We start from the raw sequence: 12121 nt of genomic DNA, 5'->3' as shown, positions 1-12121 counted from the left end.
TCAATCGAGGGCGGCGATGACGTCGGTATGGCGGAAGTCGTCGCCCTTGAAGAGCAGCGGGCAGTCGGCCAGTGCGGCGACCGCATAGGCCATGCAGTCGCCATAGTTCAGGCGCGCGGGCCGTCCGCCAAAACGGGTGAGCGCCTCGATCGCAATCCGGGCATGCTCTTCCGTCCAAGGCACGATCTCGATCGTTGGCAGGTGCAGCAGCCGCTCTGCCGCCGGCAGAAAGGCAGGGCCCTTTTGCCGCAGTACCACCAGCCGGAACTCGAACGCGGTTGGCGCACCGAGCAGCACCCGGTCTGGCGTAGCGATCGCGCGGAGGAAGATTTCCGCCTCGGCTTCGTCCTGCAGGATCGCCATCAGTGCCGAGGTATCGGCGGCGATCACTTCGGCAGGCCATCCTCGTCGTACAGGATGGCGTCAGCGTCCCGCGGGTCCAGCGTCGGCATGGCGGCGTACGCCTGGCGCACCTCCCGGGCCACCGAACGATAGTCGGCCAGACGCTGCTCGACGTCCGGGTCGGCCACGGAATCGCCGCTGCGACGCATCGCTTCGCTTACGGCCAACTTGATCGCCGCAGTATAGCTCACGCCCTTGGCGCGGGCGTAGCGCCGCACCAGTCGGTCGGTCTCTTCGTCCTTGATGCTGAGCGCCATGGTGCGGCTCCGTTCTAGAATGCCGCCTAAAATATAGAAATGCGGGCGGCGGCACAACGAGTCTTCCCCGGCCTATTTCCGCCGCTTATGGCTTTGCGCATGTGGCAGCTCCTTCAATTCCCGCTCTGTCCCTTCTCGCGCAAGGTCCGGCTCCTGCTGGGCGAGAAGGGTATCGCCTATGAGCCGGTGCGCGAATCGCCCTGGCTGCGGCGCGACGAGTTTCTCGATCTCAATCCCACCGGCCAGACCCCGGTGATGATCGATGCGGAGCGCCACGTGACGCTGATCGACTCCACCGTGATCTGCGAGTTCTTCGAAGAGACGGTCGGCAAGAACGCGCTGCTCAACGGCTCGGCGGTCGATCGCGCCGAGATCCGCCGGCTGGTCGTGTGGTTCGACAACAATTTCTACAGCGACATCACCGCGCCGCTGCTGCACGAGCGGATGATCAAGCGCATCGTCTATCGCCAGCCCCCTGACGCCAAGGTGCTGCGCGACGCGATGAAGGCGGCGGTCGGCCATCTCGACTATATCGATTACCTGCTCGACCACCGCACCTGGCTGGCAGGCGCGACGATGAGCCTTGCCGACATCACCGCTGCCGCGCAGATCTCGGTCGCCGATTATTTGGGCGGGATCGACTGGAAGAGCCACGAACTCGCCAAGCGCTGGTATATCGGGATGAAGAGCCGCCCGAGCTTCCGCCAGCTGCTCGCCGAGCGGATGGAGGGAATCACGCCGCCGGCCGATTACGAGAAGCTGGACCTCTAACGCGGGATAATCGCGGGGCCCGGCGCGTTTGGCTGCCAAACGGGAGAGAGTCCGCGATGCTCGAACATATACCCCACTGGCTGGGAAGCGCGCTGAAAGGCCTGCGCGCCGGCGCCAACAAGCTGGCGATCGTCCAGCCCGAACTTGGCAGCTTCGAGGTGCTCCACCTCGCCAGCCCTGCCTTTGCCAATGGCGGGCGGTTGCCCGAGCGCTTCACCGCGGATGGCGAGGGGGTCTCCCCACCCTTGTTCTGGACGGGCGTGCCTGAGGGTACCCAATGCCTGGCGCTGATTGTCGAGGATCCCGACGCCCCGGCGCCGCAGCCGCTCGTCCATGCTGTCGTCTGGGGTCTGCCGGCAGACGGCGACCTCAAGGAAGGCGCGATCCGTGCGGATGGCGCAGGCGCCGAAGGCAAGGATGTCGGCCGCAACAGCTATCTTGGCGAGGGCTGGCTGCCGCCCGATCCGCCGACCGGCCATGGGCCCCACAACTATGCCTTCCAGCTGTTCGCGCTCGGCGGCGGGTGCGAGATCGGCGAAAATCCCGGCCGCAGCGCGCTAGTCAAGGCGATGGCAGGGCATGTGCTTGCCGCCGGGCTGCTCACCGGCGTCTATTCGCGCGGCGAGGAGGCGCCGACCGGGCTGGTGGGCGAGACCGCGCCGGTCTGAGACCGGCGCGGCGCGCCTTCAGCCGTTGACGACGGTGCCGCCGTTCGGGTGGAGCACCTGGCCCGACATATAGCTCGAATCCTCGCAGGCGAGGAACAGAAAGGCCGGCGCGACTTCGTTGGGCTGGCCCGGCCGGCCCATCGGCACGTCCTCGCCGAAATGCTCGAGCTTCTCCGGGCTCGCGCCACCGCTGGGATTTAGCGGGGTCCAGATCGGGCCCGGTGCCACCGCGTTCACGCGGATGCCCTTCTCGATCAGGTTCATCGACAGGCTGCGGGTAAAGGCGGTGATCGCGCCCTTGGTGGCGCTATAGTCGAGCAGCTCGGGCTCGCCCTGGTACATCGTCACCGAGGTACAGTTCACGATCGCGGCGCCTTCTTTCAGATGCGGCGAGGCGGCCTGCACCATGAAGAACATCCCGAAGATGTTGGTCTGGAAGGTCCGGCGCAGCTGCTGCTCGGTGATGTCGGTGATGTCCTTGTCCGGGTGCTGCTCGCCGGCATTGTTGACCAGCACGTCGATCCGACCGAACTCGGCAATCACCTTCTGAACGGCCTGCTCGCAAAACGCCTTGTCGCCGACATCGCCGGCAATCGTGATCGCGCGGCGGCCCTCGGCGCGGACCGCTTCCGCGGTGTCCTCGGCATCCTGGTGCTCGTTCAGATAGACGATGGCGACATCGGCGCCTTCGCGGGCATAGAGCGCGGCGACCGCGCGGCCGATTCCGCTGTCGGCGCCGGTGACGATGGCCACCTTGTCCTTCAGGCGATCCGACCCGCGATAGCGCGGCTGCCATTCCGGCTTGGGATCGAGGGAGCGCTCCTCACCGGGGAGCGCATCCTCACGGACTCGATCGATTACAGGGGTTTCGGACATCGGCACGGCTCCTGGGTGTTGGGGAGGGGTGCCGAAAGAACCGGGCGCAAGGGCTCCAAGTTCCGGGGAAAAGGGCCGCCGGGGCGGCCGGCAGGGTCAGCCGAGGAGGCTGGAGCCCTGCAGGCCGCTACCGAGGATCATCACGCTGGTGATGCCGAACGATGCGACGCCGATGAGAAAGCTGCGGAACATGCTGATCTTCTCCATGGGTGCAAGCGCGATCATGCGACCGGGATCACGGGGGTGGAGAACAGGACGAGCGCGGCGGTGAGCAGGACGGCGGCGCTGACGGCAACGGTCTGGTGCAGCGAAACGAGACGAGCGGTCATGGTAGTTACTCCCTGTGGTTCGGCTGGCGGACCATCCGGCGGCCGATGCCAGCAGTTTTGCAGGGAGCGTGCCAACTTCGCTAAGTGGCTGTCATATCGAGATATCTTGGAAATGGGCCTCAGTGCACCGGTGTGATTTGCGAATTGAGGTGGTAAATCCCGCCATTCAGCGGCGAAATTCGCTATAGCTGGCGCTGCCAATCTTCACCTGATTGCGGCCCTCATGCTTTGCGAGATACAGCAGGCGGTCGGCGCGGTGGAACGCGGTTTGATGCATCTCACCCAACTCCACGGGAGTCAGTCCGGCCGAGAAGGTGATTTCTCCCAAAGGCGCGTCGTTGTCGCGCAGCTTGTAGCGCTTGGCCTGTACCGTGCCGCGTGCATGTTCGAGTACGGCGCGCGCCTGCTCCAACGGCACGTTGGTGAAGAGGATCGCGAACTCCTCGCCGCCATAGCGGGTGACCAGGTGCCCGCGGCAGCACAGGCTCAGCGCATCGGCGATCACCCGCAATACGCGATCCCCCACCGCATGGCCGAAGCGGTCGTTCACCGACTTGAAGTGATCGATGTCGCAAACCGCGATGCACATGCTGCCACCGGTCGCTTCCTGCGCGGCGAAGGCTTCCTCGAAGGCGCGGCGGTTGGGGAACTGTGTCAGCGGATCTCGGCGCGCATTGTCGCGCGCTTCTTCCAGCTTCTCGCGCAGGTCGTTCGCCTCGCGTGTCGTGCTCTCCAGTTTCTCCTCGGCGACGCGGATGCGGTCGAGCATCGCGGCGGTAATGCGGACGACGTCGTCGCTTGCCTGGGGCGCATCGCTGCCGGTGGACATCGCCTCGGCGCTCGCCGCCAAGTCGCGGCCGAAATCGGCGGTTTCGGCGCGCATCGCCGTCACCATGTCGGCAAAGCCCTCGACCTGCATCTGGGTGCGCGCGACCAGCCCTTCGGTGCGCGCCTTGAGGTCGATATGGCAGTCCTGCGGGTCTTCGGGGCCATGATCGGCAGTGAGCGTCTGGATGTCGCGCGGGGTGATCCGCACGCCGCGCTCGGTGATCAGTTCGACCGCGCGGGCGAGCGCATCGTCGGGTTCGGTGAACAGCCGGTGGACAAAGGCATAGTTGGTCGGCGTCGGTGCCAGCCGCTGGTCGAGGAGGAACGCGCCGATCCGCTCGAAGAGCGCCCGGCCTTCATCCCCCTCCATCTCTGAACGAATGGCACGCGCGATGCGCATACGCTCCTAACCCCCGTGCAAATCACGGCATGACGGCCGCTATGTTGCGCACAAGGAATAAGCCGAGAGTGCTAATATTGGGTTGCCGCGCGGTTCACCCTGCACGCAGCCAAAGAGAGGGGACGGCGAAGCGCCCCCACATTATAGCGAAAATTCAGAAGCTTGGTGCAAAAGCTGAGCGAGTCTGCACCGATCCGGAGGATTAACGCCTCTGGATCGGCACGGACAAGGGCCTCGGGGCGGACGCGCCGGGCGGCTCAGTTCCGGTGAGTCGCGCGGTATTTTTCCACGGCGGCGAGAGTGAGTCGGATATGGTCGGCGGGGTTCGGATCCGAATGGACGAACAGCACCTTGCCGTCGGGGGCGATCACATAGCTGGTGCGGCTGGTGAACTTGGCGACGGTGCCGTCGGGCTTCTTGGCGGCCACGTCATAGCCCGTAGCGACTTCCGGCGTGGCGGCGGCGACGGCGAACTTGCCCGCGCAATATTGGCTGCTGAACTGCTCGAGCTGGTCGACATTGCCCGCGGTCATGCCGATCACGGTGGCGCCCGCCTTGGTGAAGTCGGGCAGCGCCTCGGCAAAGGCATGCGCCTCGGCATTGCAGCCCGAGGTGAAGGCGGCCGGGAAGAAGTAGAGCACGACCGGGCCCTTCTTCAGTGCGGCCTTGAGGTCGACGGTGATCGGCTTGCCGGCCACCGCGCCCTTTGCGGTGAACACGGGCGCCTTGGCACCGGTGGTGAGCGATGCGTTCGCCGGCATCATGGCGAAGGGCAAGGCAAGGGCGGCAAGGGCGAGCTTCAGGCGCATATCGATCTCCCTGATCTGGTTGGTCCCGTGTCTACGCCACCCGACACGCGGCGGCTAGCGGGTGAAGGCAATGCCGATCCGCGCGTGCGTGTCGTTGACGTTGTAGCGGTCTAGCGCTTCGCCATAGCCGGTGAATGCCTGTCCGAAGAGGTAGATGCCCAAGCCCCCGCCCAGCCGGCGCAGCGGATAGGAGACGAACGCCTCGGCCGCGCCGTGCCCGGTCTTCACATTGCCGCGCGCGGTGAGGGCGAGCTTGATCCCGTCCTTCTGCGCGATCGAGGCGGCGAGCGCGGTATAGCCGTAATAGTCCTTCATGTCGTGGAAGGTGCCGCTGCTGCCGACATAGAACCAGGCCTGCGGCGCGACATCGACCCGCCAGTCGCCGCCCAGATCGAAGGTCTTCTCGCCGCGCACGAAGATGCGGTTGATGTCGACCGAATCGCGGACGCCGCGCCCGTTCGAATCGTGCCGCCAGCCGAGCGCGACCCGCGCCGTCTCGTCGACGGGGACATCGGCATAGAGCTCGGGGCTGTAATTGGTCGAGCGGAACGGGCCGGAGGGTTCGTTTAGCGCCCAGAACATCGTCTGGGTATAGGCGAAGCGGAGGTTGCCGAGCTGGAGCGGCGCATCCTCGGCGAAGGGGCGCAGCGCGAAGCTGAACTGCAGCTTGGCCCCGGCGTCGCTGAGCCCGGCGACGCCGTAGATCGGCTCGTGCGGCTCGAACCGGGCGAGCAGCCCGCTCGAACTGCCGGTGGAGCTCTGCACCACCGTTTCCTGCTCGGGCATCTCCGCCGGCTTGTGCTGCGCAGCCGGCGGCACCGCGACGCCGGCGACGCCCACCGGCACGTAGCGTGCCTTGGCGAAGCCATTCGGGGCAATCGTCGGGGTGGGCCCGGGGGTGCGCTCCAGCATCAGGCGGGTGCCGTCGGCGGCGGTGATCTCGATCTGGCGCGGGCCGGCATCGGCGATCGGCGCCTCGCCCTCGTTGACCAGGAACACCTCCACGCCGCGCAACGCCGCCTGTTCGGAGGCGGGCTGGGCCGGCACCGCGCGCACCTGCGCCAGCGCAGGCAGGGCGACGAAGCTGAGGCCGAGCAGGGGAAGGGCGGCGATACCACGCATATTCAGCGAAGTGGCAGGCGTTTGTGACCTTGGCGAGTCAAATTCGGCCCGGTAGGGCTGGGGCATGGCCGTTTCCCAAACCGACATCGCGCTTGCCGCCCGCCTCGCCGACGCCGCCGGCGCCGCGATCCGCCCCTATTTCCGCGCCGAGCACGGCGTGGAGGCCAAGGAAGACCAGTCGCCCGTCACCCTCGCCGATCGCGCCGGCGAGGAGGCGATGCGCAAGCTGCTGATCGCCGAGCGGCCGATGGACGGCATCATCGGCGAGGAATTCGGCGTCCGCGAAGGCACCAGCGGTCGGCAATGGGTGCTCGATCCGATCGACGGCACCCGTGCCTTCATCGCCGGGCGGCCGGTATTCGGCACGCTGATCGCGCTGGTCGACAATGGCTGGCCGGTGCTGGGGGTGATCGACCAGCCGATCATCAACGAGCGCTGGCTGGGCGTGACCGGCCGCCAGACCCTGTTCAACGGCAAGCCCGCTACCACCCGCATCTGCCGCGAGCTGAACCAGGCGATCCTCGCCACCACCTCGCCGGCGCTGTTCGACGACGGCCAGCTGCATGCCTTCGAGCATCTCGACGCCAAGGTGATGAGCACGGTGCTCGGCGGCGACTGCTATAATTATGGCTGCGTGGCGAGCGGCTGGCTCGACATCGTCGTCGAGGCGGGGCTCAAGCTGCACGACTTCGCCGCGCTGGTGCCGGTGATCGAAGGCGCGGGCGGGCGGATGTGCGACTGGCAGGGCGACCCGCTCCACGCCGGCAGCAACGGCGAGGTGATCGCGGCAGGCGACCCGGCACGGATCGACGACATCCTCGAGGCGATGGACTGCCGCGGGCACTGAGCGGAGCTAGCGCCCGTCCCAGAATCCCGGATGCGCATCGATCGCGCGGATCAGCCAATCGGCGATCTGCCGATGCGCTTCGAGGCCATAATGGCCGTGGCAGGCGGTTGCGCGGAACTGCGCGGCCGGAAAGGGCAGGAACAGCACATCGCGCGCGCCGGCAGCTCGGGCTTCGGCGCTGATCTGCGTCTCGGCGGTACGCAGCATCGCGACCTGCTCGGGCGGCGCACCGCTGGTGTCGAACCACCACAGGAGGAACACGGCACGTGGATAGCGGCCGTGCAGCTGCGCGAGGAACTGGCCGTACTGCTTGGCATAGTCGGCAACGAGCGCATCGAGCGTAGACCAGCGCGCATCGGGGCGGAAGCCGACGAAATCGGCCTGGAGCTTGAGCATCACGATCTGCGGCTGCCAGTGCGGATCGACATAAGGCGTGGGCTCGGCCGGCAGGCGGCGCGGCCATAGCTGCTCCATCGTGCCCTGCGGCGCGGTGCCGCCGAAATTGCGGATCAGCCCGCGACCGGAGATCGCGTTCACTTGATAGTCCGCCCCGAAATGCTGCGCAGCAAGTGCCGAGAAAGCATCGGGCGTGTCGGTGGTGGCGCGGACCTGCGCCTGGGTGCAGTCGATGCGATCGGCCCGCGCGCCATAGCCCGCCATGGACGAATCGCCGATGAACTCGATCTGTCGTCGGCGCGGCTGGGGAGCGGGCAGGCTGTTCCCTCGGCCGACGAAGAAGCCGCCGAAGCGCGCAGGCGCGGCGCTTTCGGTGACCTTGTCGAGCCGGATGCGATGCGTGCCGGGCACGAGGCCGTCGATCGTCACATCGGCCTTGCCCGGACGATCGATCGCAACCGGCGGCGCGCCGTCGATGCTCGCGCGCCATTCGTTGATCGCATCCTCGAACCGCAGCACCACGCGGGGTCCGCGAAAGGCAGCCTCGAAATAGATGCCGGGCCATTGATGGCGATAGCCAGTTGGGCCGGTCTCGACCCGCCCGCCGACATGGACCGGCAACCGTTCCCCCGCATCCGATGTGGCGGGCGCGATCGTCACCCGCTGCGGCGGCCGGACATCGCCCGCCATGGCGAGCGCAGCGGAGAGGATCAGCAGGCGCAGCATCGCGCACCGATCCTGCGCCCGCGCCGGCCTCCCGCGCAAGCGGATCAGAAGATGCCGAGGAACTTCTTGCGCTGGCGCTTGGCTTCGCCGGCGTTCGTCTTGCCGCTTTCGGACTTGGCGGTGGTGCCGTGGCCGACATCGTCGCGCGGGCGGCCCTTCACGTCGCGCTGGCTCGCAGCGGTGGCACCCGACAGCACCGGCCCGCAATCCGCCGCCTTGGCATTGCCGAAGTCGACGAACGCGAGCACCGCGGCCAGCGGCGAGGCGGCGACGCCCAGCCCCAGTCCGACGCCGGCGCGGCCGACCAGCTCGGGGCTGATCACGCTGATCCCCGGCTTGGCGAAATATCCGCCGATCCCCACCGGCGACTGGCCCGAGAACAGGCTGAACCGCTTCGAATCGGCGCGGAAGGCAAGGTCGATCGTCTCGTTCTTGAAGCTGAACCCGCCGCGGCCGAGCATCACGTTCTTCTGCGTGTCGATCAGGATCGGGTCCGCCGCGGCGATGCCGTCGCGCACGGTGAAGCCGATCAGCCCGCAATTGATCTGCACCGGCTCCTTCAGCTTCTTCTCGAACATCTTCTGGACGAAGGTGCCGATATCGAACTCGGCGAGTTCGGTGTTGCGCGTCCAGAAATCGCCCTTGGGCAGGATCACCGCGATGCGGCCATTGGCGCTGGCGAGCGAATCGCGCACGCTGTTGCCGCTGCCGCTCATCTGGATTCGCGCCTTGAGCATGCCGGTGGTGCCGGACTGCTCCGCGCCGAAGCCGGCGAGCAGCACGCCCATCGGCGTCGGCGACAGGCGGATGTCGTAGGTGGTGAACACCGGCGCCTTGCGCGCGTCGATGCTGATGTCGGACGTGACCGTGCCGCGCGCGAGGCTGAAGTTGAGCGGGCTCAGCTTGAGCAGCCGGTCGTTCAGATCGAGCCCCAGCTCGATGTTCGACACCGGCAGATTGGGTGCGCGCACCGTGCGCACCTGCCACTGCACCTTGGCGTCGAAATTCTTGAGCGCCTCGATCCGCAGCGGCGCGTCGGGCAGCAGGCGCGGCGTGCCGGAAACCTGCGTCACCGCCGCCGTTGCGCCCTGCGCGGCGAGCGCATTGGGATTGTAGCCGATGAAGGGTCCGGCATCGACGATGTCGAGGACATGGGTGAACAGGTCCGCCGTCACCAGCATGCGCGGCTGGCGCAGCGCGACGGTGAACTTGCCGGCGAGATCGCTGTCGCCGAACCGGCCCTTCATACCGGTGAAACGCCACTCGTCGCCGGCTTTGGTGACGACCGAGGTCAGCCGATAGGTGCGGGTATCCGGCACGGCGATCCCGGCGAGCAGGAACACGTCGGCGAGGTTCTGCCCGCGCAGGTCCATGTGGAGCTTGGCGCCCTCCAGCACCGTCGCGCCGGGCAGCGTGCCGGCGATGTCCACCGCGCTGCGCACGCCCTCGGCATGCAGCTTCAGCCGGTTCTCGCCGCCCGCCAGCGTTTTGTTGGAGGAAAGCAGCGCGCCGGCCAGCGTGAAGCGGGCGCCGCGCGCCGTGCCGTTGCCGTCGAACCGAATCGTGTCGGCGAAGCGATTGTCCTCGGCCGCCACGGTGTCGACCCGAATCGCCGCATCGAGCTGGTGGCGCGGATCGAGATAGCGGATCTGCGTGCCGGCGATTCGCGCGCGCTGGATCAGCGGCATCGTCAGGGGCTTTCCGCCGCCGCTGCCGAAGGTCCATGTGTTCTGCTTGCCGTCGCGATCCCATTGCAGGTCGATTCGGCCGTCGGTGAGGCCGAGCCACTGAAAGCGCTTCTGGTCCGCCAGCAGCGAGAAGGTGGCGATTCGCGCATCGATTCGGGCGGCGCTGAAGAAGGGGCTGGTGCCGGCCCAGTTGGGGTTCTCGACGTTGAGCCCCTCGGCCACGAACTTCAGGTTGAACGGCGCGAAATAGAGCTGGAAGTCGCCAGCCACCCGCACCTTGCGGTGCGTGCTCGAACTGGCGATCGATTCGAACGTGCCCTTGAGGAACCGACCCTTGGTGACGAACAGGATCGCCCAGGCCAGCACCACGAGGCCCACGAAGCTGGTGACGACGGCGATCGTCGCGGCGAGCGGCGTCCCCATCGCGCGCGCCGGCCGGGGCGGCGGGGGCGCCTGCTCGGCGGCGAGAACGGGCGTGTCCAGATCGGCCATGATCTTCCAAATCCTCGGGGCTCCCGCGGTTCCCCGGTGGTTGCATATCGCCGAACCATCCGCTAAGGGCCCCGCTTTCCGCGATCGAGGGACCGTCCGGCTAATAGGGCTGCCGCGGCTGTCTGCAATCGTCGAACCATAAGGAGACGAAAATGCCCAAGCTCAAGACCAAGAGCGGTGTGAAGAAGCGCTTCAAGTTCACCGCCACCGGCAAGGTGAAGCATGGCGTCGCCGGCAAGCGCCACCGCCTGATTTCGCACAATTCCAAGTATATCCGTACCAATCGCGGCACTTCCGTGCTGGCCGATGCAGACGTCGCGCGCGTTGTCGCGTGGGCGCCGTACGGCCTGAAGTAAGGGAGTCCTGAAAAATGGCACGAGTGAAGCGTGGCACGACCACCAAGGCGAAGCATAAGCGGATTTTGGATCAGGCGAAGGGCTATTATGGCCGTCGCAAGAACACCATCCGCATCGCGCGCCAGGCTGTCGAAAAGGCCGGCCAGTACGCCTATCGCGATCGCAAGGTAAAGAAGCGCAGCTTCCGCGCCCTGTGGATCCAGCGCATCAACGCTGGTGTGCGCGCCGAAGGCCTGACCTATTCGCAGTTCATGCACGGCCTGAAGCTGGCGGGTGTCGAACTGGACCGGAAGGTCCTGGCCGACATCGCGATGCACGAAGGTGACGCATTTAGCGCCATCATCGCGCAGGCGAAGGCGGCACTGCCCCAGGCCGCCTGAGCGGACCTGCGCGCAAGCTGATATAGGGGCGTCGAGGCTGCGGCTTCGGCGCCCTTTTTCATTCCAACCCGGGGGGAGGCGATCCCGTGGCGATGAAGACCTGGTGGCTCTACGTCACCGCCGTGTTTTTCGTGTCGATGACGCCGGGGCCGAACATGCTCCACGTGATGGTGCAGAGCATCCGCGAGGGCGCACGCAGCGTGCTGCCGACCACCGCGGGGCTGATGAGCGCGAATATGTTCTGCCTGATCGCCTCGGCGGCGGGGCTGGGGGCGCTGCTCAAGGCGTCGCCGGGGCTGTACGACGTGCTGCGCTATGCCGGGGTCGCCTATCTGCTGTGGCTGGGCATCAAGGCCTGGCGCGCGCCGGTGGAGGAGGCCCATGCCGACGCACCGGTGCCGGTGCGCCAGTCGGCGCGTGCGCGCTATCTGACCGGACTCGGCACGGGGCTGTCCAACCCCAAGCTGATCGTCTTCGCCGCGGCGCTGTTCCCGCAGTTCCTGGACGTGCACCGCCCGTTCCTGCCGCAGCTGGCGATCCTGATCGCGACCTTCGCGGTGATCGAGGCCTTCTGGTTCTCGGTTTACGCGCTGGGCGGTCGCTCGCTCGCAGCCTGGCTGGCACCCGCGGCGCGGCAACGGATGTTCAACCGGGTGACGGGCGGCGTGTTTGTAGCGTTCGGTGCGGCGCTGCTAGGCAGCCGGGTGTAGTCAAGCCCAACACCCCCCAGTCGTCATTCCCGCGAAGGCGGGAATCCATTGACTCAGCGGGTGC

At 67.0% G+C, this 12121-nt stretch carries 15 protein-coding genes; 6 read left to right on the top strand and 9 right to left on the bottom strand.

Annotation, left to right across the window (positions count from 1 at the left end; genetic code table 11):
• Both BM009_RS18070 and BM009_RS18065 read right to left on the bottom strand, forming a co-directional pair.
• Window positions 1-390, bottom strand: a complete 390-nt coding sequence (locus tag BM009_RS18070; protein WP_093298339.1) for a type II toxin-antitoxin system VapC family toxin — start codon at window positions 388-390, stop codon at window positions 1-3.
• A complete protein-coding gene (locus tag BM009_RS18065) occupies window positions 387-659 on the bottom strand; it encodes a type II toxin-antitoxin system VapB family antitoxin (RefSeq protein ID WP_093298337.1) in 273 nt (90 codons plus the stop codon). Before BM009_RS18065 ends, BM009_RS18070 begins: the two co-directional genes overlap by 4 nt.
• Window positions 660-758: 99 nt before the next feature.
• On the opposite strand from BM009_RS18065, the gene BM009_RS18060 reads away from it, so the two are divergent.
• Both BM009_RS18060 and BM009_RS18055 read left to right on the top strand, forming a co-directional pair.
• Window positions 759-1430: a glutathione S-transferase family protein gene (locus tag BM009_RS18060; RefSeq protein WP_093298336.1), complete on the top strand. Its 672-nt coding sequence runs from the start codon at window positions 759-761 to the stop codon at window positions 1428-1430.
• Window positions 1431-1486: 56 nt separating this feature from the next.
• On the top strand, window positions 1487-2098 hold the full coding sequence (locus BM009_RS18055; RefSeq protein ID WP_093298334.1) for a YbhB/YbcL family Raf kinase inhibitor-like protein: 612 nt from the start codon (window positions 1487-1489) through the stop codon (window positions 2096-2098).
• An 18-nt stretch (window positions 2099-2116) separates the two neighbouring features.
• Here BM009_RS18055 and BM009_RS18050 read toward each other — a convergent pair whose 3' ends face one another.
• The 5 genes from BM009_RS18050 to BM009_RS18035 form a co-directional block, all read right to left on the bottom strand.
• Window positions 2117-2974 (bottom strand): SDR family oxidoreductase, encoded by an 858-nt coding sequence (locus tag BM009_RS18050; protein ID WP_093298566.1) that lies wholly within the window; start codon window positions 2972-2974, stop codon window positions 2117-2119.
• Window positions 2975-3070: 96 nt separating this feature from the next.
• Window positions 3071-3199, bottom strand: a complete 129-nt coding sequence (locus tag BM009_RS23190; protein WP_302847373.1) for a hypothetical protein — start codon at window positions 3197-3199, stop codon at window positions 3071-3073.
• A 270-nt stretch (window positions 3200-3469) separates the two neighbouring features.
• Window positions 3470-4531 (bottom strand): GGDEF domain-containing protein, encoded by a 1062-nt coding sequence (locus BM009_RS18045; protein ID WP_093298333.1) that lies wholly within the window; start codon window positions 4529-4531, stop codon window positions 3470-3472.
• Window positions 4532-4788: 257 nt separating this feature from the next.
• On the bottom strand, window positions 4789-5340 hold the full coding sequence (locus BM009_RS18040; RefSeq protein WP_093298331.1) for a peroxiredoxin: 552 nt from the start codon (window positions 5338-5340) through the stop codon (window positions 4789-4791).
• 54 nt (window positions 5341-5394) lie between these two features.
• Window positions 5395-6462 (bottom strand): phospholipase A, encoded by a 1068-nt coding sequence (locus tag BM009_RS18035; RefSeq protein ID WP_254772349.1) that lies wholly within the window; start codon window positions 6460-6462, stop codon window positions 5395-5397.
• A 64-nt stretch (window positions 6463-6526) separates the two neighbouring features.
• On the opposite strand from BM009_RS18035, the gene hisN reads away from it, so the two are divergent.
• A complete protein-coding gene (hisN, locus tag BM009_RS18030; RefSeq protein WP_093298330.1) occupies window positions 6527-7309 on the top strand; it encodes a histidinol-phosphatase in 783 nt (260 codons plus the stop codon).
• A 6-nt stretch (window positions 7310-7315) separates the two neighbouring features.
• Here hisN and BM009_RS18025 read toward each other — a convergent pair whose 3' ends face one another.
• Both BM009_RS18025 and BM009_RS18020 read right to left on the bottom strand, forming a co-directional pair.
• On the bottom strand, window positions 7316-8431 hold the full coding sequence (locus BM009_RS18025; RefSeq protein ID WP_093298328.1) for an SGNH/GDSL hydrolase family protein: 1116 nt from the start codon (window positions 8429-8431) through the stop codon (window positions 7316-7318).
• 44 nt (window positions 8432-8475) lie between these two features.
• Window positions 8476-10611: an AsmA family protein gene (locus BM009_RS18020; protein WP_093298326.1), complete on the bottom strand. Its 2136-nt coding sequence runs from the start codon at window positions 10609-10611 to the stop codon at window positions 8476-8478.
• Between the two features lie 152 nt (window positions 10612-10763).
• Between BM009_RS18020 and rpmI the strand changes: the two genes are divergently transcribed.
• The 3 genes from rpmI (at window position 10764) to BM009_RS18005 (ending at window position 12057) form a co-directional block, all read left to right on the top strand.
• Entirely contained in the window at window positions 10764-10967 is a 204-nt protein-coding gene (rpmI, locus tag BM009_RS18015; protein WP_093298324.1) for a 50S ribosomal protein L35, read from the top strand.
• Between the two features lie 14 nt (window positions 10968-10981).
• Window positions 10982-11347 carry a 50S ribosomal protein L20 gene (rplT, locus tag BM009_RS18010; protein ID WP_093298322.1) on the top strand — a complete coding sequence of 122 codons (366 nt, stop codon included), beginning with the start codon at window positions 10982-10984 and terminating at the stop codon, window positions 11345-11347.
• Window positions 11348-11433: 86 nt separating this feature from the next.
• The gene (locus BM009_RS18005; RefSeq protein WP_175488109.1) at window positions 11434-12057 is read left to right on the top strand and encodes a LysE family translocator; all 624 of its coding nucleotides are present in this window, start codon (window positions 11434-11436) and stop codon (window positions 12055-12057) included.
• Window positions 12058-12121: the final 64 nt, after the last annotated feature.

The sequence above is a fragment of the Sphingomonas sp. NFR04 genome (assembly GCF_900114095.1).
Lineage (GTDB): Bacteria > Pseudomonadota > Alphaproteobacteria > Sphingomonadales > Sphingomonadaceae > Sphingomonas.
Note: the sequence above shows the minus strand (reverse complement) of the source record. Positions and strands in the feature narration are given on the sequence as shown.

Bases quoted from the DNA above. Each gene is read 5' to 3' on its own strand.
- BM009_RS18065 (WP_093298337.1), bottom strand. From the start codon at position 659: ATGGCGCTCAGCATCAAGGACGAAGAGACCGACCGACTGGTGCGGCGC.
- BM009_RS18060 (WP_093298336.1), top strand. From the start codon at position 759: ATGTGGCAGCTCCTTCAATTCCCGCTCTGTCCCTTCTCGCGCAAGGTC.
- BM009_RS18055 (WP_093298334.1), top strand. From the start codon at position 1,487: ATGCTCGAACATATACCCCACTGGCTGGGAAGCGCGCTGAAAGGCCTG.
- BM009_RS18050 (WP_093298566.1), bottom strand. From the start codon at position 2,974: ATGTCCGAAACCCCTGTAATCGATCGAGTCCGTGAGGATGCGCTCCCC.
- BM009_RS23190 (WP_302847373.1), bottom strand. From the start codon at position 3,199: ATGATCGCGCTTGCACCCATGGAGAAGATCAGCATGTTCCGCAGCTTT.
- BM009_RS18045 (WP_093298333.1), bottom strand. From the start codon at position 4,531: ATGCGCATCGCGCGTGCCATTCGTTCAGAGATGGAGGGGGATGAAGGC.
- BM009_RS18040 (WP_093298331.1), bottom strand. From the start codon at position 5,340: ATGCGCCTGAAGCTCGCCCTTGCCGCCCTTGCCTTGCCCTTCGCCATG.
- BM009_RS18035 (WP_254772349.1), bottom strand. From the start codon at position 6,462: ATGCGTGGTATCGCCGCCCTTCCCCTGCTCGGCCTCAGCTTCGTCGCC.
- hisN (WP_093298330.1), top strand. From the start codon at position 6,527: ATGGCCGTTTCCCAAACCGACATCGCGCTTGCCGCCCGCCTCGCCGAC.
- BM009_RS18025 (WP_093298328.1), bottom strand. From the start codon at position 8,431: ATGCTGCGCCTGCTGATCCTCTCCGCTGCGCTCGCCATGGCGGGCGAT.
- BM009_RS18020 (WP_093298326.1), bottom strand. From the start codon at position 10,611: ATGGCCGATCTGGACACGCCCGTTCTCGCCGCCGAGCAGGCGCCCCCG.
- rpmI (WP_093298324.1), top strand. From the start codon at position 10,764: ATGCCCAAGCTCAAGACCAAGAGCGGTGTGAAGAAGCGCTTCAAGTTC.
- rplT (WP_093298322.1), top strand. From the start codon at position 10,982: ATGGCACGAGTGAAGCGTGGCACGACCACCAAGGCGAAGCATAAGCGG.